The sequence below is a fragment of the Pseudomonas sp. B28(2017) genome (assembly GCF_002113025.1).
Taxonomy (GTDB): Bacteria; Pseudomonadota; Gammaproteobacteria; order Pseudomonadales; family Pseudomonadaceae; genus Aquipseudomonas.
The window spans coordinates 445,114-465,894 of the sequence record NZ_NEJH01000004.1 but is presented as its reverse complement, the minus strand read 5'-3'; the positions used below and the strand labels follow the sequence as shown (position 1 = coordinate 465,894).

Annotated in this window: 24 protein-coding genes and 1 riboswitch; of the genes, 19 read left to right on the top strand and 5 right to left on the bottom strand. The window is 60.9% G+C overall.

The window, feature by feature from the left end; translation table 11 throughout:
- The first annotated feature begins 54 nt into the window (after positions 1-54).
- The 4 genes from hda (at position 55) to CAF65_RS14820 (ending at position 2,989) form a co-directional block, all read left to right on the top strand.
- On the top strand, positions 55-759 hold the full coding sequence (gene hda / locus CAF65_RS14835) for a DnaA regulatory inactivator Hda (protein ID WP_007898944.1): 705 nt from the start codon (positions 55-57) through the stop codon (positions 757-759).
- A gap of 223 nt (positions 760-982) precedes the next feature.
- Positions 983-1,615, top strand: a complete 633-nt coding sequence (locus CAF65_RS14830; protein ID WP_085716936.1) for a C40 family peptidase — start codon at positions 983-985, stop codon at positions 1,613-1,615.
- A 165-nt stretch (positions 1,616-1,780) separates the two neighbouring features.
- Positions 1,781-2,317, top strand: coding sequence for a C40 family peptidase (locus tag CAF65_RS14825; protein WP_085716935.1), 537 nt, complete (start codon positions 1,781-1,783; stop codon positions 2,315-2,317).
- 18 nt (positions 2,318-2,335) lie between these two features.
- Positions 2,336-2,989, top strand: a complete 654-nt coding sequence (locus CAF65_RS14820) for a class I SAM-dependent methyltransferase (RefSeq protein WP_085716934.1) — start codon at positions 2,336-2,338, stop codon at positions 2,987-2,989.
- A gap of 39 nt (positions 2,990-3,028) precedes the next feature.
- Here the strand turns inward: CAF65_RS14820 and CAF65_RS14815 are convergent, their stop codons facing one another.
- Both CAF65_RS14815 and CAF65_RS14810 read right to left on the bottom strand, forming a co-directional pair.
- On the bottom strand, positions 3,029-4,342 hold the full coding sequence (locus tag CAF65_RS14815; protein WP_085716933.1) for a sorbosone dehydrogenase family protein: 1,314 nt from the start codon (positions 4,340-4,342) through the stop codon (positions 3,029-3,031).
- A 66-nt stretch (positions 4,343-4,408) separates the two neighbouring features.
- Positions 4,409-4,993 (bottom strand): hypothetical protein, encoded by a 585-nt coding sequence (locus CAF65_RS14810; RefSeq protein WP_085716932.1) that lies wholly within the window; start codon positions 4,991-4,993, stop codon positions 4,409-4,411.
- A 153-nt stretch (positions 4,994-5,146) separates the two neighbouring features.
- Positions 5,147-5,381: riboswitch (cobalamin riboswitch) on the top strand.
- Positions 5,382-5,462: 81 nt separating this feature from the next.
- Between CAF65_RS14810 and cobO the strand changes: the two genes are divergently transcribed.
- The 14 genes from cobO to CAF65_RS14745 all read left to right on the top strand — a co-directional run bounded on the left by cobO (position 5,463) and on the right by CAF65_RS14745 (position 16,846).
- The gene (gene cobO / locus CAF65_RS14805; RefSeq protein WP_085716931.1) at positions 5,463-6,074 is read left to right on the top strand and encodes a cob(I)yrinic acid a,c-diamide adenosyltransferase; all 612 of its coding nucleotides are present in this window, start codon (positions 5,463-5,465) and stop codon (positions 6,072-6,074) included.
- A complete protein-coding gene (locus CAF65_RS14800; RefSeq protein ID WP_085716930.1) occupies positions 6,071-7,408 on the top strand; it encodes a cobyrinate a,c-diamide synthase in 1,338 nt (445 codons plus the stop codon). Before cobO ends, CAF65_RS14800 begins: the two co-directional genes overlap by 4 nt.
- Positions 7,405-8,055 (top strand): 5,6-dimethylbenzimidazole synthase, encoded by a 651-nt coding sequence (bluB, locus tag CAF65_RS14795; RefSeq protein ID WP_085716929.1) that lies wholly within the window; start codon positions 7,405-7,407, stop codon positions 8,053-8,055. The genes CAF65_RS14800 and bluB overlap by 4 nt, the downstream gene beginning before the upstream one ends.
- The gene (cbiB, locus tag CAF65_RS14790) at positions 8,052-8,960 is read left to right on the top strand and encodes an adenosylcobinamide-phosphate synthase CbiB (protein WP_085716928.1); all 909 of its coding nucleotides are present in this window, start codon (positions 8,052-8,054) and stop codon (positions 8,958-8,960) included. The genes bluB and cbiB overlap by 4 nt, the downstream gene beginning before the upstream one ends.
- Positions 8,953-9,945 (top strand): threonine-phosphate decarboxylase CobD, encoded by a 993-nt coding sequence (gene cobD / locus CAF65_RS14785; RefSeq protein ID WP_085716927.1) that lies wholly within the window; start codon positions 8,953-8,955, stop codon positions 9,943-9,945. Before cbiB ends, cobD begins: the two co-directional genes overlap by 8 nt.
- Positions 9,942-11,393: a cobyric acid synthase gene (locus CAF65_RS14780; protein WP_085716926.1), complete on the top strand. Its 1,452-nt coding sequence runs from the start codon at positions 9,942-9,944 to the stop codon at positions 11,391-11,393. The genes cobD and CAF65_RS14780 overlap by 4 nt, the downstream gene beginning before the upstream one ends.
- Positions 11,394-11,468: 75 nt before the next feature.
- Positions 11,469-11,990 carry a bifunctional adenosylcobinamide kinase/adenosylcobinamide-phosphate guanylyltransferase gene (gene cobU, locus CAF65_RS14775; RefSeq protein WP_085716925.1) on the top strand — a complete coding sequence of 174 codons (522 nt, stop codon included), beginning with the start codon at positions 11,469-11,471 and terminating at the stop codon, positions 11,988-11,990.
- A complete protein-coding gene (cobT, locus tag CAF65_RS14770) occupies positions 11,987-13,042 on the top strand; it encodes a nicotinate-nucleotide--dimethylbenzimidazole phosphoribosyltransferase (protein ID WP_085716924.1) in 1,056 nt (351 codons plus the stop codon). Before cobU ends, cobT begins: the two co-directional genes overlap by 4 nt.
- Positions 13,039-13,614, top strand: a complete 576-nt coding sequence (cobC, locus tag CAF65_RS14765; protein WP_085716923.1) for an alpha-ribazole phosphatase family protein — start codon at positions 13,039-13,041, stop codon at positions 13,612-13,614. The genes cobT and cobC overlap by 4 nt, the downstream gene beginning before the upstream one ends.
- Before the next feature lie 2 nt (positions 13,615-13,616).
- A complete protein-coding gene (locus CAF65_RS14760; protein ID WP_085716922.1) occupies positions 13,617-14,348 on the top strand; it encodes an adenosylcobinamide-GDP ribazoletransferase in 732 nt (243 codons plus the stop codon).
- Between the two features lie 76 nt (positions 14,349-14,424).
- On the top strand, positions 14,425-14,829 hold the full coding sequence (locus CAF65_RS14755; RefSeq protein ID WP_008017903.1) for a MarR family winged helix-turn-helix transcriptional regulator: 405 nt from the start codon (positions 14,425-14,427) through the stop codon (positions 14,827-14,829).
- A gap of 52 nt (positions 14,830-14,881) precedes the next feature.
- On the top strand, positions 14,882-16,090 hold the full coding sequence (locus tag CAF65_RS14750) for an MFS transporter (protein ID WP_085716921.1): 1,209 nt from the start codon (positions 14,882-14,884) through the stop codon (positions 16,088-16,090).
- Entirely contained in the window at positions 16,087-16,209 is a 123-nt protein-coding gene (locus CAF65_RS28760; RefSeq protein ID WP_143492109.1) for a DUF4175 domain-containing protein, read from the top strand. The genes CAF65_RS14750 and CAF65_RS28760 overlap by 4 nt, the downstream gene beginning before the upstream one ends.
- 70 nt (positions 16,210-16,279) lie before the next feature.
- Positions 16,280-16,846 carry a glutathione peroxidase gene (locus tag CAF65_RS14745; RefSeq protein WP_085716920.1) on the top strand — a complete coding sequence of 189 codons (567 nt, stop codon included), beginning with the start codon at positions 16,280-16,282 and terminating at the stop codon, positions 16,844-16,846.
- 180 nt (positions 16,847-17,026) lie between these two features.
- Here the strand turns inward: CAF65_RS14745 and CAF65_RS14740 are convergent, their stop codons facing one another.
- The 3 genes from CAF65_RS14740 to CAF65_RS14730 all read right to left on the bottom strand — a co-directional run bounded on the left by CAF65_RS14740 (position 17,027) and on the right by CAF65_RS14730 (position 19,427).
- Positions 17,027-18,298, bottom strand: a complete 1,272-nt coding sequence (locus CAF65_RS14740; protein WP_085716919.1) for an OmpP1/FadL family transporter — start codon at positions 18,296-18,298, stop codon at positions 17,027-17,029.
- Positions 18,299-18,444: 146 nt separating this feature from the next.
- Positions 18,445-18,927 (bottom strand): hypothetical protein, encoded by a 483-nt coding sequence (locus CAF65_RS14735; protein WP_057715794.1) that lies wholly within the window; start codon positions 18,925-18,927, stop codon positions 18,445-18,447.
- A 275-nt stretch (positions 18,928-19,202) separates the two neighbouring features.
- Complete coding sequence (locus CAF65_RS14730) at positions 19,203-19,427, bottom strand: hypothetical protein (RefSeq protein WP_008051046.1); 225 nt, start codon at positions 19,425-19,427, stop codon at positions 19,203-19,205.
- Positions 19,428-20,429: 1,002 nt separating this feature from the next.
- Here CAF65_RS14730 and CAF65_RS14720 point away from each other — a divergent pair.
- Positions 20,430-20,753 (top strand): hypothetical protein, encoded by a 324-nt coding sequence (locus tag CAF65_RS14720; protein WP_057399384.1) that lies wholly within the window; start codon positions 20,430-20,432, stop codon positions 20,751-20,753.
- Positions 20,754-20,781: the final 28 nt, after the last annotated feature.

Here is a 20,781-nt window from a genome sequence, read left to right as displayed (position 1 = left end):
TCGCAAACTTTACACGGAGGCCACTAACGGTTCCTTTGGAACTGTTCAGTCAGCATGAAACCGATTCAGTTGCCCCTAGGTGTGCGTCTGCGTGACGACGCCACCTTTATCAACTACTACCCAGGCGCCAATGCCGCTGCACTCGGCTATGTCGAGCGGCTATGCGAAGCCGACGCCGGCTGGACCGAAAGCCTGATCTACCTTTGGGGCAAGGATGGGGTAGGGCGTACGCACCTGTTGCAGGCCGCCTGCCTGCGCTTCGAGCAATTGGGGGAGCCCGCGGTGTATCTGCCGCTGGCCGAACTGCTCGATCGTGGCATTGAAATTCTCGACAACCTCGAACAGTACGAACTGGTCTGTCTCGATGACCTGCAGGCGGTTGCCGGTAAGGCGGACTGGGAAGAGGCGCTGTTTCATCTGTTCAATCGCTTGCGCGACAGTGGCCGACGCTTGCTGATTGCCGCGTCGACCTCCCCGCGCGAGTTGCCGGTGAAGCTGGCGGACCTCAAATCCCGCCTGACCCTGGCCTTGATCTTCCAGATGCGCCCGCTGTCCGATGAGGACAAATTGCGTGCCCTGCAATTGCGCGCATCCCGTCGCGGGCTGCATCTGACCGATGAAGTCGGGCATTTCATCCTGACTCGCGGTACCCGCAGCATGAGTGCGCTTTTCGAGCTGCTGGAGCGCCTCGATCAGGCCTCCCTCCAGGCTCAGCGCAAGCTGACCATCCCGTTTTTGAAAGAAACCCTCGGCTGGTAAGCCCGCTGAAACCGGGGCTTTTGGCGGGTTTTGGCATATTTCAGGCGTCAGAAAACCCGCTTTCCTGCACGGTGGCAGGCTGCGCATATGTTTAAAATGGGCTTAAGCGCTTAGATGTAAACGAGAAACGGATAAGTCACAAAAAGATCGATTGAATTTGCAAATGAGGTTGATAGCGGGCATAGTCTCGGCTTCTTTACAACTTTCAGCCACGGTCGTGCCCATGCTCAATCGCTTCGCACCCCTCGTGCCTCTCGCACTCGTCACCCTGTTGTTCGGTTGCGCTGCCCACACTCCGGTGGCCCAGCAAGCACCGCAACACCAGGTTCAAAACTCCGTTACTGCCCAGTCTTCTTCTCTTTTCCAGGAAGAGCTGGCTACCGAAAAGGAGCTCGCAGACTTCGCCGATGGCAAGTCCTACCAGCTTCCGGTACTGGCCGACAGCATCCTCGAACGCGGCATGTCCCTGATCGGGACCCGTTACCGTTTCGGCGGTACCTCTGAAGCCGGTTTCGATTGCAGTGGTTTCATCGGTTACCTCTTCCGTGAAGAAGCGGGCATGAACCTGCCGCGCTCCACCCGCGAAATGATCAACGTTGACGCTCCACTGGTCTCGCGCAGCAAGCTCGAGCCGGGTGACCTGCTGTTCTTCGCAACCAACGGCCGTCGCGGTCGTGTCAGTCACGCCGGGATCTACCTGGGTGACAACCAGTTCATCCATTCCAGCAGCCGTCGCAGCGGTGGCGTGCGGATCGATAGCCTGGGCGACAGCTACTGGAGCAAGACCTTCATCGAAGCCAAGCGCGCCCTGGCAATGGCGCCTAACGCGTCGCCAATCGTCACTGCCCGCAAATAAGCGCACAGTTTATGAGGCAAACTTAAAGTCTTACTTGAAGTTTGCCATATAACCGCTAGAATCCTGATGTATGAATGATGGCAAACCGCCTGCGTCCCGCGCAGGCGGTTTTCTTTTCTGCACTCCCGGCAGAAAAAGCCGCAGCCAGATCAGGATGCTCTGCTTATGACGATGTCGGCCCGTCTCGCAATCATGTTCTTCGCAGCGCTGCTCAGCGCTTGTGCCAGCCGTACACCGCCACCTGCGCCGGTGGTTCGCGCCCCGATCGTATTTGGCTCCTCACAAGCTTTTTCGCCAGAGGCCGAAGACGTGCTGTTTCGCGCGCTCGGTCTGGTGGGCACGCCTTATCGCTGGGGTGGCAATACGCCGGATTCCGGCTTTGATTGCAGCGGCCTGATCGCTTACGTGTACCGCGATGTCGCCGGCATTTCCTTGCCGCGCACCACGCGCGAGATGATCTCCATGCAAGCGGCGAATGTGGGCAAGGAAGGCCTGCAAACCGGTGACCTGATTTTCTTCGCCACCAATGGCGGTTCCCAGGTCAGTCATGCCGGTATCTACGTGGGAGAAGGGCGCTTCGTCCACGCGCCGGCCACCGGTGGCACCGTGAAGCTCGACAGCTTGTCCAAGACGTATTGGCAAAAGGCTTATCTGAGTGCCAAGCGTGTTCTGCAGCCTGAACATCTGGCGCGCAACCCGTAACTTCCGGAGCTGGTTGTCATGACTGCCCGCACCCTCAATCTCGACGATTCGCTGTATCAATACCTGCTCGACGTATCCCTGCGGGAAACCCCGCTGCTCAAGCGCTTGCGCGATGAAACCCAGGCGCTGCCCATGGCTCGCTGGCAGGTAGCGCCGGAGCAAGGTCAGTTTCTCGCTTTGTTGGTGAAGCTGACGGGGGCCAGGCGCTTGCTCGAAGTCGGCACCTTTACCGGTTACAGCGCCCTGTGCATGGCGGCGGCATTGCCCGCTGACGGTTCGCTGATTTGCTGTGATATCCCCGGCGACTACAACGCCACGGCCCTGCGCTACTGGCAGGAAGCCGGGCTTGCCGGACGCATCGACCTGCGTCTGTCACCTGCGCTGGAAACCCTCGACAAGCTGGACCAGCCAGGCCAGTTCGATCTGATTTTCATCGATGCAGACAAGGCCAACTATCCGAGTTATCTGGAACACGCCCTGCGATTGCTGCGGGTCGGTGGGCTGGCGGTGTTCGATAACACCCTGTGGAGCGGGCGCGTGCTCGAGGCCAATCCAGAGAGCGCGGACACCCGAGCGATCCAGGCGTTGAACCGGGCCTTGAAAGACGATGCGCGGGTGGATCTGTCGTTGTTGCCGCTGGGTGATGGGTTGACCCTCTGTCGTAAGCGTTGAGCTGGAAATCCTGTGGGAGCGAGTTCATCCGGGATGGTGTTATCTGGCAGCCGACACCCGCCACACTTTGTTCCCCACATCATCGGCCACCAACAGATCACCCTGCCGGTCAATCACCACGCCCACCGGCCGGCCCATGGCCTCTTCCTTGTCGTTGAGAAAACCGCTGAGCATATCAATCGGGTTCCCGACTGGCTTGCCGGCGCTGAAGGGCACGAAAATCACTTTGTAGCCGCTGTGGGGCTTGCGGTTCCATGAGCCGTGCTGGCCGATGAAGGCGCCTTCCTTGAATTGCGCCGGCAACGTGTTGCCTTCGGCAAACGTCAGGCCCAGTGACGCCGTGTGCGGGCCGACCGCATAGTCCGGGGCGATAGCCTTGGCCACCAGGTCCGGGTTTTGCGGCTCGACGCGAATATCGACATGCTGGCCGTAGTAACTGAACGGCCAGCCATAGAACGCGCCGTCTTTCACCGAGGTGATGTAGTCCGGTACCAGATCGCTGCCGATTTCATCCCGTTCATTGACCGCTGTCCACAACGCGCCACTGCGCGGTTCCCAGGCCATGCCATTGGGGTTGCGCAGACCAGAGGCGAAGATCCGGTGCTGGCCGGTGGCGCGATCCACTTCCCAGATCGCTGCGCGACCTTCTTCCTTGTCCATGCCGTTTTCCGCAACGTTGCTGTTGGAGCCCACGGTGACGTAGAGCTTGCTGCCGTCCTTGCTGGCGATGACGTTTTTGGTCCAGTGGTGGTTCAGCGGGCCGCCCGGCAGGTCAATCACCTTGATCGGCGGTGACTGGATCTGCGTATCGCCACTTTCATAGTGAAAGCGCAAAAGGCGATCGGTATCGGCCACGTACAGGTCATTGCCGACCAGCGTCATGCCGAAGGGTGAGTTGAGGTTTTGCAGAAACACCGTGCGGGTTTCTGCAACGCCATCGTGATCCTTGTCGCGCAGCAAAGTAATGCGGTTCGCGCTGGGCACGCGAGCCCCGGCACGCCCCATGACGTTCTTCATCACCCAGCCGCGAACGCCTTTGCCGTCTTCGGGTTTGGGCGGTGCGCTGCTTTCCGCCACCAGCACGTCGCCATTGGGCAGCACATAAAGCCAGCGGGGGTGATCCAGGTCTTCGGCAAAAGCAGCCACTTGAGTGCCCGTGGCGGCGACGGGTTTCGCACCCTGTGGCCAGCCGATGGCCGGGGCGATGTTCACGGTCGGGATCAGGGTTTTGTTCGGTTCCGGCAGTCGGGGCGAAGGACCGGTGCCGTCGGAGACTTGCAGGCGGGAGGTCTCGCCACAGGCGGCGAGCCCTCCGCAGAGCGCGATAACGAGAACGAGCGGGGGCTTGCGCATGCTGGTGTTCCCTATGAATGCCTTGTTCTAATCATAGAGATGCGTTGTTGACCGATGGTTCAACCCTTAGCCGCGTGCTTCCTTGAACAGTACCGCAATGCCGGGGTGGTAGTTGCCGGCTTCGTTGCGCAACTTGCGGTAGGAATAAGGGAAATACCAGGCGACGGCGCAAGTGTGTTCCTTTTGCAGGTCGTCGACCATGTCTTGGAGTTCTTCCGGTGTTGCGCCTTGCTGGGCTTTTTGCGGGGCGACGAACAGGCAGCCGAGTTTCAGGTCGCTGGCATGGCTCACTCGCTTCGCATCGCTGGCGATGTCGAGCAAGGCCTGGGTCAGGTTGAGGCTGTTGACCCGTGGCCAGCGCTGGCTGGTCTGGATGTAGGCGCGGGTTTCGGGCGAGGCGAGGAACAGGTCGGCACGGCCGTTGCGGTCGCCTTCTTCGATCTGTTTGCGGGTGGGCGCCTGTTGCAGCGTGACCAACTCTGCCATCCAGGCCGCGGCAGAGAGCAGTCCGAGATTGGCTTTTTCGTCGTGCCAGTACGGTGTGTCGCCATCGCCGCGGACGGCGTTATAGCGGTCGATGCATTCGAACCAGCGCTCGAGCACCGGGCGCAGGAATTCCAGCTTTGGATTGCTGATGATCATGCCTTGCATGGGCTCACCCTTGTTATTGTGTTGTGAGGTTGTGGCTCTTTGATATCACTGCTGCGAGCGTGGCACAAGATTGACGTCAGTTTATTGATTGGCGACAGTTATTCGGCAGGTGACCGCCCGGCTTTAATTGACGCTCCCCCCCCAACCCTCTAACCTTCGCGGCTTGTTTCAGGTGCTCTGTGACTTGGGTCGACAGAGTGAAACAGGGAAGCCGGTGAGTGAGTCCTTCTGTTCGTCGAAGGCCTGCAATTCCGGCGCTGCCCCCGCAACGGTAAATGAGTGAAAACTGTGTCTGATGCCACTGTGTCGATTCGATGCGGGAAGGCGCACAGTCTGGCCTCGCGGCCACTCATGAGCCCGGAGACCGGCCTGATTCATCCAGCGGCATCACGGTGGGCGATGCCAGGCTTGTTGCCGTCTATTGCTGTGCCTGCCCGCCGTTATTCCTGCCTCAACGGAGAGCTCCCCCATGACTGATACCCCCGATCGTGACGAACGCCACCTGGCGCGCATGCAGCGCAAAAAAGCCGTGATCGACGAACGCATCGCCAATTCCCCGAACGAGTGTGGCCTGTTGCTGGTGCTGACCGGTAACGGCAAAGGCAAGAGCAGTTCGGCCTTTGGCATGCTCGCCCGCGCCATGGGGCATGGCATGCAATGCGGCGTGGTGCAGTTCATCAAGGGCCGTAACAGCACGGGCGAAGAGTTGTTTTTCCGGCGCTTTCCCGAGCAGGTGCGCTTTCATGTGATGGGCGAAGGTTTTACCTGGGAAACCCAGGACCGTCAGCGCGACATCGCTGCCGCTGAAGCCGCCTGGGCGGTGTCGCAGCAACTGCTGCGCGATCCGTCTATCGGTCTGGTGGTGCTGGACGAACTGAACATCGCTCTCAAGCATGGTTACCTCGATCTCGATCAGGTGCTCAGCGACTTGCAGTCCCGGCCACCGATGCAACACGTGGTGGTCACCGGTCGTGCTGCCAAGCCGGAAATGATCGAAATGGCTGACACCGTCACCGAAATGGGCATGGTCAAGCATGCCTTTCAAGCCGGGATCAAAGCGCAGAAAGGCGTCGAGCTGTGAACCAGCCTCGTTATTGTCCGGCGGTACTGATTGCCGCGCCGGCTTCCGGCCAGGGCAAGACCACCGTCACTGCGGCGCTGGCCCGATTGCATCGCAATCAGGGGCGCAAGGTCCGCGTGTTCAAGTGCGGCCCCGACTTTCTCGATCCGATGATCCTCGAGCGCGCCAGCGGTGCCCCGGTGTATCAACTGGACATGTGGATGGTCGGCGAGCAGGAGAGTCGCCGGTTACTGTGGGAAGCCGCGGCTGAAGCCGACCTGATTCTGATCGAAGGCGTCATGGGACTATTCGACGGTACGCCGTCGAGCGCCGATCTGGCGCGGCATTTTGGGGTGCCGGTGCTGGCTGTGATCGATGGCACCGCCATGGCCCAGACCTTCGGCGCATTGGCCCTGGGGCTGGCGCGCTATCAGCCGGACTTGCCATTCGCCGGCGTGCTGGCCAACCGCGTCGGCACACTGCGTCATGCACAACTGCTCGAAGGCAGCCTGACTGAAGGTTTGCGCTGGTACGGCGCGCTGTCCCGGGAAACCGGGATCGAACTGCCGAGCCGGCACCTGGGGCTGGTTCAGGCCAGTGAGCTGAACGATCTCGACCTGCGCCTCGATGCGGCCGCCGATGCCCTGGCCAGCAGTTGCGAGGTCGCGCTGCCACCGGCAGTCGAGTTCGCCGCACCGGATGCCATCGCAGCCGAACCGTTGCTGGCCGGTGTGCGCATTGCCGTCGCCCGGGATGAAGCCTTTGCATTCACCTACGGTGCGAGCCTGGACTTGCTGCGGGCGATGGGCGCTGAGTTGTTGTTCTTCTCGCCGATCCGCGACCGTGCGTTGCCAGAGGCCGACAGCCTGTATCTGCCGGGTGGGTACCCGGAGCTGCACCATGTGGCGCTGGCGCAAAACACCGCGATGCTCGATGCGATCCGCGCCCACCACCAGGCAGGCAAACCGTTGCTCGCCGAGTGCGGCGGCATGCTGTATCTGCTCGATTCACTGACCGATGATGAGGGCACTCGCGCCGAACTGGTTGGTTTGCTGGCCGGTGATGCGGTCATGCAAAAGCGTCTGGCGGCGCTGGCGTTGCAGGCGGTGGAACTGCCGGAAGGTTCGCTGCGCGGGCACACCTACCACCATTCGCTGACCACCACTGAATTGACACCGATTGCCCGTGGCTTGAGCCCTAACGGCGGGCGAGGGGCGGAAGCGGTTTACCGCGAAGGTCGGATGACTGCCTCCTACGTGCATTTTTATTTCCCATCCAATCCGTCGGCGATTGCCGCATTGTTTGCGCCTGACCAAAACCCTTTGGGAGCGGGCTTGCCTGCGAAGAGGCCATGACGGATAACGCATTTTCCGAAGCCGAACGCGCAGCGGTCTATCGCGCCATCGCCGAACGCCGCGACATGCGTCACTTCAGCGGCGGCACCCTCGAGCCTGAATTGCTCCGGCGCCTGCTCGAGGCCGCACACCAGGCACCCAGTGTCGGCCTGATGCAGCCCTGGCGCTTCATCCGCATCAGTGATCGCGCCCTGCGTGGGCAAATCCAGGCCCTGGTGGAAGAAGAACGCATCCGCACCGCCGAAGCCCTCGGCGAGCGCAGCGATGAGTTCATGAAGCTCAAGGTGGAAGGCATCAATGATTGCGCCGAGCTACTGGTCGCCGCACTGATGGACGACCGCGAGCAGCATATCTTCGGCCGCCGCACCTTGCCGGAAATGGACATGGCTTCACTGTCCTGTGCCATCCAGAACCTGTGGCTGGCGTCCCGCGCGGAAGGGCTGGGCATGGGCTGGGTGTCGCTGTTCGAACCCCAGGCACTGGCGGACCTGCTGCGGCTGCCGCCGGGCGCCAAACCGCTGGCGGTGCTGTGCCTGGGACCGGTCAAAGCGTTCTACCCGGCGCCGATGCTGGTGCTCGAAGGCTGGGCGCAGGCACGTCCGCTGCATGAATTGCTGTACGAAAATTATTGGGGAGTGAGTCAATGAGTGTGGCGTTGTTGAGTGTCGCCGCGGTTGCGCTGGATGCGCTGCTGGGTGAACCCAAACGCTGGCATCCGCTGGTGGCGTTCGGCCGTTTTGCCGAGCGCATCGAGCAACGTTTCAACGGCGGTGGTCGCGGCTGGCGCAGCCATGGCGTCACGGCGTGGGTGATCGCCGTGTTGCCGTTGATGCTGCTGGCCACGGCATTTTCCTGGGCGCCTTATGTCGGCTGGATCGTCGAGATTCTCGCGCTCTATTGCGCCCTCGGCATGCGCAGCCTCGGCGAGCACGTCACGCCTGTGGCCAAGGCCCTGCGTAGTCATGATCTGGAAGCGGCGCGCACGCGGGTGAGCTATCTGGTCAGTCGCCAGACCAGCGAACTGGATGAAACTGAAGTTGCCCGTGCCGCTACCGAATCGGTACTGGAAAACGGCAGTGATGCGGTGTTCGCTGCGTTGTTCTGGTTTGCCGTGGCGGGTGTGCCGGGTGTGGTGCTCTACCGCCTGAGCAATACGCTGGATGCGATGTGGGGCTATCGCAACGAGCGCTTCGAGCGGTTCGGCTGGGCGGCGGCGAAGATCGACGACGTGCTCAATTACATTCCTGCGCGTCTGGTGGCACTGACTTACGCGCTGCTGGGCAAAACCCGGCTGGCGTTGAAATGCTGGCGCACCCAGGGCCCGACCTGGGACAGCCCGAACGCCGGCCCGGTGATGGCAGCAGGGGCGGGTGCCTTGGGTGTTGAATTGGGCGGGGCGGCGATTTATCACGGCGAACTGCATCAGCGTCCTCAGTTGGGCGAAGGTGTGCCGGCGGATGCCGACTCCATTGACCGGGGCTGGCAATTGGTCCAGCGCGGGGTATGGTTATGGCTGCTGATTCTCTGCATAGGGGCTGAGTTTTATGCTTGAGCACGGTGGGCGGCTGCGCAAGGCAGCGCTCGAATACGGCATCGATGAAGTCGACTGGCTGGACCTGTCCACAGGGCTTGCACCCTGGCCGTTCCCGGTGCCGGATATTCCGCTGCGGGCCTGGGCCCGTTTGCCGGAGACGGACGATGATCTGGAGCAAGCCGCCTGTGATTACTACGGCACCTTGCAGGCGCTGCCGGTGGCCGGCTCGCAAATGGCGATCCAACTGCTGCCGCGATTGCGTCGGGCGGGCAAGGTCGGCGTGCTGTCGCCGTGTTATGCCGAGCACGCTGAAGCGTGGCGGCGCAACGGCTACATCGTGCGGGAAGTGCTGGAGCAGGAAGTCGACTTCTTTCTCGACAGTTTCGACGTGCTGGTGGTGGTCAATCCGAATAACCCCACAGGCCTGAGCCTTACGCCCAGTCGCTTGCTCGACTGGCACACGCGACTGGCCCAGCGCGGTGGCTGGCTGGTCGTGGACGAAGCATTCATGGATAACACACCGCGATTGAGCCTGGCGCCGTTTGCCCATCAAGTCGGGTTGATCGTCTTGCGCTCCTTCGGCAAGTTTTTCGGCCTGGCCGGTGTGCGCCTGGGCTTTGTGCTGGCCGAGCGCAAGTTGCTCAAGTTGCTGGCTGAGCAAGTGGGGCCGTGGGCCGTGAGCGGGCCGACCCGGGTGGTGGGTCAGGCCTGCCTGCGCAATACCGAAGAGCAGACCCGGCAACGGATGCGCGCGGATGACGCCAGCGAGCGCCTTGCGTCGTTGCTGGAGCAACACGGGTTCCAGCCTCAAGGCGGTTGCGCGCTGTTCCAGTGGCTGATCACCGAACGCGCCGAAGAGCTGCATGAGTTCATGGCCCGTCGCGGCATTCTCCTGCGGTTGTTTATGCACAACAGCAGCCTGCGATTCGGCTTGCCCGGTGACGAAGCCGCCTGGGTGCGACTGACGCGGGCATTCGAAGATTTCGCCAAGGAAAACCAATGACCACGCTGATGGTGCAGGGCACCACGTCGGATGCCGGTAAAAGCACGCTGGTGACCGCGCTGTGCCGTTGGGCCATGCGCCAGGGCACGAGGGTGGTGCCGTTCAAGCCGCAGAACATGGCACTCAACAGTGCGGTGACCGCCGACGGTGGCGAGATCGGCCGCGCCCAGGCGGTACAGGCCCAGGCCGCGCACCTTGAACCGCACACCGACATGAACCCGGTGCTGCTCAAGCCCAACAGTGACACCGGTGCCCAGGTGATCATCCATGGCCGTGCCGTGACGACCATGAACGCTGTTGCCTATCACGACTACAAAACCATCGCGATGCAAGCGGTACTGGCCTCCCACGAGCGCTTGAGCGCGGCGTATCCGCTGGTGATGGTCGAGGGCGCGGGCTCGCCGGCGGAAATCAATTTGCGGGCCGGCGACATCGCCAACATGGGCTTCGCCGAAGCGGTGGATTGCCCGGTGGTGCTGATCGCCGATATAAATCGCGGTGGGGTTTTCGCCCATCTGGTGGGCACCCTTGAACTGCTGTCGCCGAGCGAACAGGCGCGAGTCAAAGGGTTCGTCATCAATCGTTTCCGGGGTGATATCGCGTTGCTGCAACCTGGTCTCGACTGGCTCGAAGAACGCACCGGCAAGCCAGTGATCGGCGTGCTGCCGTATGTAATGGACCTGCACCTGGAGGCCGAGGACGGCATCGATCAACGCCAGACCGATAAAGCCGACCAGGTACTGAAAGTGGTCGTGCCGGTGCTGCCGCGCATCAGCAATCACACCGATTTCGATCCTCTGCGCCTGCATCCGCAAGTGGACCTGCAATTCATCGGCCCCGGCCAGGCGATTCCGCCCGCCGACCTGATCATTCTTCCTGGCTCGAAAAGCGTGCGCAGCGACCTCGCGTACCTGCGGGCCAGAGGTTGGGAAACCGCCATCGCCCGGCATCTGCGCTACGGCGGAAAACTGCTGGGGATTTGTGGCGGCCTGCAGATGCTCGGCGAGCAAGTGCATGACCCGCTGGGCCTCGAGGGTGCGCCGGGGTCCAGTGCCGGTTTGGGGTTGCTGGCGTTCCAGACTCAGCTCGAACAAGAGAAGCAGTTGCGCAATGTGCGTGGGCGTCTGGTGCTGGAAGATGCGCCGGTTGCAGGTTATGAAATTCATGCCGGCGTGACCACCGGGCCAGCCCTGGAAAACCCCGCCGTGCAACTGGATGACGGCCGCTGTGACGGTGCGCAAAGTGCCGACGGGCAGATTTTCGGCACCTACCTGCACGGGTTGTTCGAATCGCCAGCAGCGTGCAGCGCGCTGCTACGCTGGGCCGGGTTGCGGGATGTGCAGGTCGTGGATTACCACGCCTTGCGCGAGCGCGATATCGAGCGGCTGGCGGATCTGGTCGAGAAGCATCTGGATACCGGGCTGTTGCGTCAGCTCTGCGCGATTTGAGGCGCTTGCCATGGCCTCATCGTCGGATCGCCGCCCGGGGCAAGCCGCTTCACTGAAGACTTCAAGGAAACAACCATGCTGCAACTGATCCTCGGCGGCGCCCGCTCCGGCAAGAGTCGTCTGGCTGAAAAGCTCGCCATCGACAGCGCCCTGGCCGTGACCTACATTGCCACCAGCCAGCCACTGGACGGCGAAATGAGCGAGCGGGTGGCCCATCACCGCGCCCGTCGCCCTGTCGAATGGGCATTGATCGAAGAGCCCGTGGAACTGGCCCGGGTGCTGCGCGAATCCGCCCGTACCAACAGTTGCCTGCTGGTGGATTGCCTGACCTTGTGGCTGACCAATCTGCTGATGCTCAACGATGCCGAGCGCCTGGCTGCCGAGCGTGATGCCTTGCTGGACTGCCTGGCGTCGCTGCCGGGTGAAATCATTTTTGTCAGCAACGAGACCGGAATGGGTGTCGTGCCGCTGGGCGAATTGACTCGCCGCTATGTCGATGAGGCCGGTTGGCTGCATCAAGCTCTGGCTGAGCGCTGTGAGCGTGTCGTGCTGACCGTCGCCGGCCTGCCCCTGACTCTGAAAGGAACTGCGTTATGACTCAATCCTGGTGGCTGAACCCGAGCAAGCCGGTCGATACCCAAGTGGTCGAACAGGCACTGGCGCGGCAACAGCAACTGACCAAACCGGCCGGCTCTCTTGGCCAGCTGGAATCGGTAGCGGTGCAACTGGCGGGTTTGCAGGGGCGGGTCAAGCCGAGTCTGGAGCACGTGTGGATCGCGATTTTTGCCGGCGACCATGGCGTCGTCGCCGAGGGTGTGTCGGCGTTTCCCCAGGAAGTCACCGGGCAGATGCTGCACAACTTCGTCAACGGCGGTGCAGCGATCAGCGTACTGGCGCGGCAACTGGGCGCTTCCCTTGAAGTGGTGGACCTGGGCACGGTAACGCCGTCGCTGAACCTGCCGGATGTGCGCCACCTGAACGTCGGCCCGGGCACGGCGAATTTTGCACAGGGGCCGGCCATGACCGAGGCGCAAGGGCAACTCGCCTTGCAGGCCGGCCGTGACAGCGTGCAGCGGGCAATGGCCACCGGTGCGCAGTTGTTTATTGGTGGCGAAATGGGCATCGGTAACACCACCGCCGCCAGCGCCCTGGCGTGTGCTTTGCTCGATTGCCCAGTGAGCCATCTGACCGGGCCTGGTACCGGGCTCAACGCCGAAGGTGTCAGCCACAAGGCCCAAGTGATAGCGCGCGCCTTGGCACGGCATGGCGCGCAGCGTGACGATGCCTTGCAGACCTTGTTCAACCTCGGCGGTTTCGAGATCGCCGCGCTGGTCGGTGCCTATCTCGCCTGTGCCCAGGAGGGTGTCGCGGCGCTGGTGGACGGTTTCATCTGCAGTGTCGCGGCCCTGGTTGCGGTGCGCTTGAACCCCGAATGCCGTCAGTGGCTGTTGTTCGGTCATCGCGGCGCCGAGCCGGGCCATCGTCATGTGCTGGAAGCCCTGAATGCGCAACCGTTGCTCGATCTCGGCCTGCGGCTTGGCGAAGGCAGTGGTGCGGCATTGGCCGTGCCGTTGCTGCGTCTGGCTTGCGACCTGCACGGGCAAATGGCGACCTTCTCCGAGGCCGCCGTGGCAGATCGTCCGGCATGACCTTGCGCCTGGATCTGTTGCGTCACGGTGAAACCGAGCTCGGCGGCGGGCTGCGTGGCAGCATCGATGATGCGTTGACCGACACGGGCTGGGCGCAGATGCGGGCCGCCGTGGTCGGCCGAGGGCCATGGGATCGGCTGGTCAGTTCGCCGTTGCAGCGTTGTGCGCGGTTTGCCGAGGAGCTCGCTGCGCAATTGGCTGTACCGGTGCAACTGGACAGCGACCTGCAAGAGTTGCATTTCGGCGCCTGGGAAGGGCAGAGCGCGGCGGCGTTGATGGAAACCGACGCACAGGCGCTGGGCTTGTTCTGGGCCGACCCCTATTCGTTCACGCCGCCTCAGGGAGAGCCGGTCGCAGACTTTTCGGCACGGGTGCTGACAGCGCTGGAGCGTTTGTATGCGACCTTTCCCGGTGAGCGCATTTTGCTGATCAGCCACGGCGGAGTGATGCGACTTTTGCTGGCACAGGCTCGCGGGCTGCCGCGAGAACAACTGCTCAACGTTGAGGTCGGGCATGGCGCGGTGTTTTCGCTGACACTGGATTGCGCAGGTTCGTTGAAGGAAGTGCTCTGACCATGCTGCCGTTCTGGATCGCCCTGCAATTTCTCAGCAGCCTGCCGATTCGCCTGCCCGGCATGCCCGAGCCCCGGGAGCTGGGGCGGTCGCTGCTGTGTTATCCGCTGGTGGGATTGCTCTTTGGCGCGATTCTGTGGACCTTGAACTGGCTGTTGCTCGGCACGCCGACGTTGCTGCACGCGGCGTTGCTGCTGAGCGTTTGGGTATTGCTCAGTGGCGGGTTGCATCTGGACGGTCTGGCGGACAGCGCCGATGCCTGGCTAGGCGGCTTTGGCGATCGTGAGCGAACGCTGACCATCATGAAAGACCCGCGCAGCGGCCCTATCGCTGTGGTGACGCTGGTGCTGGTGTTGTTGCTTAAATTCAGCGCGCTGCTGGCGTTGATCGAGCAAGCGCATTCGCTTGCCTTGATTATCGTGCCATTGATAGGGCGCAGCGCATTGCTCGGCTTGTTCCTGACCACACCGTATGTGCGCGCCGGTGGCCTGGGCCAGGCGCTGGCCGATCATCTTCCGCGTTCGGCGGGCAAACAGGTGTTGGCGGTCAGCGCACTGGCCTGTGTGCTGATCGCCGGCTTCAGTGGGGCGCTGGCACTGGTGTTGGCTGTGCTGGAGTTTGTCTGGTTGCGGCAGGTGATGCTGCGGCGGCTGGGTGGCACGACGGGGGATACGGCGGGGGCAATGCTGGAGTTGCTGGAGGTAGGGGTGTTGGTCGGATTGGCATTAGTCTGAACGCAGTGATGGTGATCCATCAGACGCCACTTCCTTGTCACTTGATTTAAACGACTCGCGGGTATATACACGCACCATGCTCGATTCCCAATGTTTATGCATCAACCTGCGTCGCGCCGCCCGTGGCGTCAGCAGGCATTACGACGGCGCACTTGACGGCTTCGGGATCAACGTTGCGCAGTATTCTTTGCTGTGCAATCTGCAGCGTCTGGATCAGCCAAGCATCTCGGTCCTGGCCGAGGCCATGGGGCTGGATCGCAGTACCTTGGGGCGCAATTTGCGGGTGCTGGAGGGGGACGGCCTGGTGACGCTGGTCGAGGGCGAGGACATGCGCAATCGCATTGTCCTGCTGACTGAGGCGGGGGCAGAGCGTCTCAAGGCTGCCTTGCCAGCCTGGGAAGCCGCACAGCAGCGTTTGATCGATCGCCTGGGCGCCGAGAAGCGCGAAACCTTATTGAAGCTGCTGGACGAACTGGCGTGATGCCGGTTTTTCCGATCTTAAGCGGGTATATACCCGCTATTGGAGAATAACAATGACATCGATGTGGCGTACTTGCGGCTGGGTTCTGTTGGGGAGTGCGCTGATCCTTGCGTTGTCTCTGGGGGTTCGACATGGCTTCGGGCTGTTTCTGGCGCCAATGAGCGCCGAGTTCGGCTGGGGCCGCGAAGTCTTTGCCTTCGCCATCGCCTTGCAGAACCTGATCTGGGGCCTCGCTCAGCCGTTCACCGGTGCATTGGCCGACCGCTTCGGTGCCGCGAAAGTGGTGCTGATCGGTGGCGTCCTGTACGCGGTCGGGCTGATTTGCATGGGGCTCTCCGATTCGGCGGTAACGTTGTCGCTGAGCGCCGGCCTGCTGATCGGCATCGGACTGTCCGGTACGTCGTTCTCGGTGATTCTGGGAGTGGTCGGTCGCGCAGTGCCGCCGGAAAAACGCAGCATGGGCATGGGCATCGCCAGTGCTGCCGGTTCGTTCGGCCAGTTCGCGATGTTGCCCGGCACACTCGGTTTGATCGGCTGGCTTGGCTGGTCCGTGGCGCTGCTGGCACTTGGCTTGCTGGTGGCGCTGATCGTGCCGTTGGTGAGCATGCTCAAGGACAAGCCGCTGCCAGTCTTGGGGCATGAACAGACCCTTGGCGAAGCATTGCGCGAAGCCTGCTCTCACTCCGGGTTCTGGCTGCTGGCGTTCGGTTTTTTCGTGTGCGGATTCCAGGTGGTGTTCATCGGTGTGCACTTGCCGGCCTATCTGGTGGATCAGCATCTTCCTGCGACGGTCGGCACCACAGTGCTGGCGCTGATCGGCCTGTTCAACATTTTCGGCACCTACACCGCTGGATGGCTCGGCGGGCGGATGTCCAAGCCGCGTTTGCTCACCGGTTTGTACCTGCTGCGGGCGGTGGTGATTGCGCTGTTCCTGTGGTTGCCGGTGACCACGACCTCGGCCTACCTGTTCGGCATGGCCATGGGCTTGCTGTGGCTGTCGACGGTGCCGTTGACCAACGGTACGGTGGCGACCTTGTTTGGTGTGCGAAACCTGTCCATGCTGGGTGGGATTGTTTTCCTGTTTCACCAGCTCGGTTCGTTCCTGGGCGGCTGGTTGGGTGGCGTGGTGTACGACCGTACCGGCAGCTATGACCTGATCTGGCAGGTCGCGATTCTCTTGAGCTTGTTGGCCGCCGCCCTGAACTGGCCGGTGCGTGAACGGCCGGTGGCGCGCCTGCAAACACAAATGAGTACGACATGAACAGCCTTTGGCCACGGATCACGATACTTGCCGTCTGCGCATTGCTGCTCGCCGGGGTGTGGTGGGGCTGGCATCAGGGTGGGCTGGCGCTTTTGCAGTTGGGCATGAGCATTTGCTAGCAGCAGGCTTGCTAGCGTGCGGGGATGGCGAGTAACGTCGAATTTTGACGAATGCTCAAGGACGCTCGAGATGCTCAAGCGCTGGTGTGTTGTTCCCGCGTTGCTGATGGCGTTGTCCGGACTGACCTGGGCCGCTGATTGTCCTGAGGTGCTGCAGGGCTCGCTGCCGAAGTTAAGGGCCAAGGAGTCCATCGACCTGTGTCAGCGGTACGCCGGCAAACCGCTGGTGGTGGTCAACACCGCGAGCTTCTGCGGCTTCGCCCCGCAGTTCGAGGGCCTTGAGGCGCTCAATCAGCGCTACAAGGGGCAAGGGCTGGAAATATTGGGTGTGCCGTCCAACGATTTCAAGCAGGAGTCCAGGGACAGCGCCGAAACTGCGAAAGTCTGCTATGCCAACTACGGCGTGACCTTCACCATGACTGAACCGCAAAAGGTTCGTGGCGATGATGCGACGCATTTGTTCAAGGTCCTCGCCAGTCAAACCAGCGCGCCGAAGTGGAATTTCTACAAGTATGTGGTGGATCGCCAAGGCAAGGTGATCGCCAGTTTCTCCAGCCTGACCAAGCCGGATGATCCCGAGTTCATCGCTGCGGTGGAAAAAGCCCTGGCTTCGCCACCGCTCGCTTCCACCCCCTGACCTGTAGGAGCGAGCCTGTTCGCGAAAACCTCAAGGCGTCTCGTACATCCTGAAAGCACGCGTCATTGTTCGCGTCCATCGCGAGCAGGCTCGCTCCTGCAAATGAAAAGCCCCGCCTCCGTGAGGAGAGCGGGGCTTTTTTGATTCGGATGGCGAGCGGTTCAGGCTCGCCGGGAATCATCAGAAGCGGTAGGTCGCGCCAAGGCCGAAACCGTTCGCGTAGTTTTCATACTCGGCGTTGTAGCTCTGGCCACGGTTGTTGCTGTTGTTGATCTTGACCGACTCTTCGTGCAGGTACGAATACGCCAGGTCGATGGTCAGGTCGTCGGTCGGGCTCCAGCCGGCGCCCACGCTGAAAATCTTGCGATCGCCAGTCGGGATGCGTGGGGAACGGTTAACGTTGTTGGTCGGTGCCTGGTCAACGGACAGACCGGTACGCAGTACCCATTGCTTGTTCAACTGGTAGGACGCGCCGATGGCGTGAGCCCAGGTGTCGTGCCAGTTCTGTTCTTCGGTGATGGTGCCGAACTGGCCGTTCAGAACAGCCGGAACACCTGTGTTTTCAACGGTGATGTCTTTCAGGCGGCTCCAGCGGGTCCAGGTGCTGCCTGCGTACAGAGTCCACTTGTCGTCGAGCTGGTGAGTGACCGAGAGGTCCACCGATTCAGGGGTGGTCAGGTCCAGCGAAGCATCGTATTTCTGGTTCGGGTTCTGGCCGATCAGGCCCAGCACGTTGTAGTTGACCTTGGTGCTGCCCTCGATCTTGTACTTCACTTTCGAGTGGTAGGTCAGGCCGACGCGAGTGCTGTCGGTGGCTTGAACCAGCACGCCGATGTTGTAGCCCAGCGCGGTGTCGTCGCCTTCGATCTTGACCTTGCCGTCTGGCGCGGCCTGGGTGATCGACAGGTTCGATTCCAGGGTGCCGTCAACGCGGTTGATGGTCGGGCCGAAACCGATGGAAACCTTGTCGTTGAAGGCGTAGCTGACAGTCGGTTGCAGGGTGATGATCTTGACTTCGCTCTTGCTGCCGAAGTAACGACCGGCAAAGCCGTTCTCGTAATCAGTCACCAAACCGAACGGCGCGTAGACGCCGAATCCGACCGCCCACTGGTCATCGATTGGCTTGACGTAATAGCCCATCGGCACGCCCATGAAGGGGACCATGTCACCCTTGTTGGTGCCGCCGTTTGGACGGGAGCTGGCATCGCTGATGTCGGTGTGCGCGTCGATAAATGCAACACCGCCGGTCACTTGTTCACGCTTGAGGCGAGACATGCCGGCAGGGTTGCCAAAAATAGTGGATGCGTCGTCGGCAGAGGAAGATCGCCCGGCAAAACCTGTACCCATCCCGCTGATGCTTTGTTCGTTGAGGGCAAAGCCACTTGCGAAAATCTGGGTGGATGCCATGGCAACGGCGAGACTGAGGGTGGTTTTGAGCATTACTTTTTTCATTATTAGAACTCCTGGTGATCACCGGGGCGAAAATTACCAACATTTTCGTCCCGGCGCCATAGGCTGTATTCCTTGATTTAGAGCGGTTTTGTAGGACAATCCGACCAGAATCGCGGCGTGTTGCGCGATCTTTGGATCCAGATGTGTCAGCAGGCTACCTGATTCAGCGGTGAAACACAGGTTTGCCAGGCGCAGGTGAAATCACGCAGACGCCCCTGAGGCTGAAATGTCTGGCGCCAGATTCTGGCCATACCCAACAAATCATCGGGGGCGGGGAGGGGGGTATTCTGTTCTTCCACCAGCAGCCAGGCGATGGCTGTGGCGTAACGCAGGTTGACGGTCAATTCGAGGTGCGGGCCACTCAGAAACGCATGCTGACTGGCCAGGCCGCGGACCAGGCTCGCACGTTCTGGATCAAGGGCCAGGTAATGGTCCCAAAGGGCTTGGTGGCGGGGCTCGGCGATGCGGTACAGGCCGTGCCCACGGCGGTCATGCAGGGCGGAACCGAGCGCGGACTGGCTGGCGGCAATGCCCAGCAGCAGGGATTCGGCAGTAGCGCTATGTTGTCCGAGATAAATCAATGTCGGACGAATCACATAACGGCACAGTTCGCTGGCAGCGATACCCATAAAACCCTCGAAACCTGAATTGGACGGCGATACCTGAAGGGGGCTTGGCAGCTGTGAATCGGCTCAGGCTCGCCGCAAGCGGGTCAGGCCGCTTGAGTTGAAGTGTAGTGTCATATTCGCGCTGTAAAGGACTGTTTTTAAAATATTTCCAGCGAACAGTTATAACCGTTATATCGGATCGTGCTTAGTCGTGGTGCGAGGGGAGGAAAACATCGGGCAATAAAAAGCCCTGCTTTTCGGGCAGGGCTTTCTGGGTTTTCAGCCTTTCTGGCGTTTCAGGCAACCAGTGCCTGACGAGTACGCTCGATCACGGCCTGCAGCGGCTCGGCGCTGGAGTATTGATCGGGGTACAGGCGTTCGCTGTGACGAGCGATGCCGTGTTCGTTGACCAGGGTGAAGCTGAAGCAGCCTTTGCGAGCCGCCATGATCAGGCAGTTCATTGGTGCAAAAGCGTTGGTTAGGGTGCGAATGGCATCCTGGGTCTGGATTTGAGTAGACATTATTGGGTGTTCCTACAAATGACACGGATAAGAACCGTGCAACGTTAAAACGTTCCAGTAACGTCGATCACCATTGACCGAACGAAGAACCCGACTGGAACAAAGCAGCCAGTTTGAAGCGCTGACAAGTTGGCGCGCTTGGGCTGGCAGGTAGGTACTTAGGAGGGCAGGCAACACATCAAGGGCAAAGGTTCTGGGCCCGGGGTGAAGATCCTGATCAATTTGCAGGTTGGTTCGAGCAGAGTAAGCGGGCGGAACAACAGCCTTTGCTTTCGATTCAAAGGTTGTGTTGGCGCAAGATTTACCTGGAAACCATCGAGGTGGTCGATCCCGCTTGTTCGGTGGAGGCTTCCGTCGAGAAGGCTGACCGGGGGGATTTGTTCGACCAGAATTGACTTTCAGCTTGGTACTAACGCCGTGGATACTAACGGATTGAACTGGTTAAGGGAAGTGTGCTAACGAAAAAAACCGGCGGATGCCTGAGCGGGCCGTATTGCCCTGTAGAGGTGTGCATAAAGCTGCGCTGCCTGCGATCGATACGCCCTTTATCCGGACAGAATCCGACCACCGGTCATCGAAGTTTGTAGCAGCACAGCTGTCTAAATACCGGGCTTGCCAGGGTTTATCCCCAGGAATGACAAAAAACACGCCGAAAAAGTGCATCGATATAACCGTCGCAAAGGCACTTGTGCACATTAGTTGCGCAGTCTGTCACCCCGCTGTCATCTCATGTTCAAGCGCAATAGCTGCCTGTAACCAAAATTTAAGTCAATGAAAAACATCGCTTTTTTTTACTGGTGAAAAAATCGTCAGTTTGACTGCGAGCCCCATTCCATAGGGCTTTGAGCGAGTTCAAGGGCGGTTGTCCACTGAGTTATCCACAGCTTCTGTGGATTGTCCCGAGCGCTTGCTCTAGGACGGGCGTGCCGGGATATTTTCAGCTTTACCTGTAAGAAAAAGAGAGTAAAGTTGCGCGCCTTCCGATCTGCCCCACAGTGCTTTATGAAGTTTCGCTCAGCCCCTGTTTCCTCTTCCTCCACATCACCCTCTGTTGCCCCTACCAAACGCTTTTCCATGCGCGTGGCAGAGTGGCTGTTGGACAGTCCGCATCTGGGCGAAAACCGTAACGTCAAACACATCGCCGGACGTCTGCTCAAGCAGCCGGCCCGTGAAGGCGTGGTGGCTGCGCAAAGTCGCCTTGGCCAGTTGATGTGCCGGGAATGCGGGAATGCCCGGGACCGGCGGATCGGTCAGGACCTGCTGCGTCAGGCCGCTCGGGCAGGCGATCGCCGCGCTCAACAGGAACTGGGGCTGATCGAAGACTGAGCTGTCCAATATCAGGCGCCTTGGTTAA

Bases quoted from the DNA above. Each gene is read 5' to 3' on its own strand.
- hda (WP_007898944.1), top strand. From the start codon at position 55: ATGAAACCGATTCAGTTGCCCCTAGGTGTGCGTCTGCGTGACGACGCC.
- CAF65_RS14830 (WP_085716936.1), top strand. From the start codon at position 983: ATGCTCAATCGCTTCGCACCCCTCGTGCCTCTCGCACTCGTCACCCTG.
- CAF65_RS14825 (WP_085716935.1), top strand. From the start codon at position 1,781: ATGACGATGTCGGCCCGTCTCGCAATCATGTTCTTCGCAGCGCTGCTC.
- CAF65_RS14820 (WP_085716934.1), top strand. From the start codon at position 2,336: ATGACTGCCCGCACCCTCAATCTCGACGATTCGCTGTATCAATACCTG.
- CAF65_RS14815 (WP_085716933.1), bottom strand. From the start codon at position 4,342: ATGCGCAAGCCCCCGCTCGTTCTCGTTATCGCGCTCTGCGGAGGGCTC.
- CAF65_RS14810 (WP_085716932.1), bottom strand. From the start codon at position 4,993: ATGCAAGGCATGATCATCAGCAATCCAAAGCTGGAATTCCTGCGCCCG.
- cobO (WP_085716931.1), top strand. From the start codon at position 5,463: ATGACTGATACCCCCGATCGTGACGAACGCCACCTGGCGCGCATGCAG.
- bluB (WP_085716929.1), top strand. From the start codon at position 7,405: ATGACGGATAACGCATTTTCCGAAGCCGAACGCGCAGCGGTCTATCGC.
- cbiB (WP_085716928.1), top strand. From the start codon at position 8,052: ATGAGTGTGGCGTTGTTGAGTGTCGCCGCGGTTGCGCTGGATGCGCTG.
- cobD (WP_085716927.1), top strand. From the start codon at position 8,953: ATGCTTGAGCACGGTGGGCGGCTGCGCAAGGCAGCGCTCGAATACGGC.
- CAF65_RS14780 (WP_085716926.1), top strand. From the start codon at position 9,942: ATGACCACGCTGATGGTGCAGGGCACCACGTCGGATGCCGGTAAAAGC.
- cobU (WP_085716925.1), top strand. From the start codon at position 11,469: ATGCTGCAACTGATCCTCGGCGGCGCCCGCTCCGGCAAGAGTCGTCTG.
- cobT (WP_085716924.1), top strand. From the start codon at position 11,987: ATGACTCAATCCTGGTGGCTGAACCCGAGCAAGCCGGTCGATACCCAA.
- cobC (WP_085716923.1), top strand. From the start codon at position 13,039: ATGACCTTGCGCCTGGATCTGTTGCGTCACGGTGAAACCGAGCTCGGC.
- CAF65_RS14760 (WP_085716922.1), top strand. From the start codon at position 13,617: ATGCTGCCGTTCTGGATCGCCCTGCAATTTCTCAGCAGCCTGCCGATT.
- CAF65_RS14755 (WP_008017903.1), top strand. From the start codon at position 14,425: ATGCTCGATTCCCAATGTTTATGCATCAACCTGCGTCGCGCCGCCCGT.
- CAF65_RS14750 (WP_085716921.1), top strand. From the start codon at position 14,882: ATGACATCGATGTGGCGTACTTGCGGCTGGGTTCTGTTGGGGAGTGCG.
- CAF65_RS28760 (WP_143492109.1), top strand. From the start codon at position 16,087: ATGAACAGCCTTTGGCCACGGATCACGATACTTGCCGTCTGCGCATTG.
- CAF65_RS14745 (WP_085716920.1), top strand. From the start codon at position 16,280: ATGCTCAAGCGCTGGTGTGTTGTTCCCGCGTTGCTGATGGCGTTGTCC.
- CAF65_RS14740 (WP_085716919.1), bottom strand. From the start codon at position 18,298: ATGAAAAAAGTAATGCTCAAAACCACCCTCAGTCTCGCCGTTGCCATG.
- CAF65_RS14735 (WP_057715794.1), bottom strand. From the start codon at position 18,927: ATGGGTATCGCTGCCAGCGAACTGTGCCGTTATGTGATTCGTCCGACA.
- CAF65_RS14730 (WP_008051046.1), bottom strand. From the start codon at position 19,427: ATGTCTACTCAAATCCAGACCCAGGATGCCATTCGCACCCTAACCAAC.
- CAF65_RS14720 (WP_057399384.1), top strand. From the start codon at position 20,430: ATGAAGTTTCGCTCAGCCCCTGTTTCCTCTTCCTCCACATCACCCTCT.